A 205-nucleotide genomic window follows, 5' to 3' on the forward strand; every position below is an offset into this window, starting at 1 on the left:
CCGGTCGCCGAGGCGACGCGCTTCCAGCATGCTCCCAACCCTCTCCATCACCCGGGCCGCCGGTCACCGAGCGGCTCCGCGCCGCCCCTCCTCCCACCGTGACCTTGGCCCGAACACGGTACCGCCTCCGGGTTACGGAAATCCCCACGGTCCGGGCCTACCCTGCAGCCATGGCCAGCTGGGACGACGTCCGCGCCCCCGGAGG

The organism is Streptacidiphilus pinicola, assembly GCF_003258295.1.
In the GTDB taxonomy this organism is placed as follows: domain Bacteria; phylum Actinomycetota; class Actinomycetes; order Streptomycetales; family Streptomycetaceae; genus Streptacidiphilus; species Streptacidiphilus pinicola.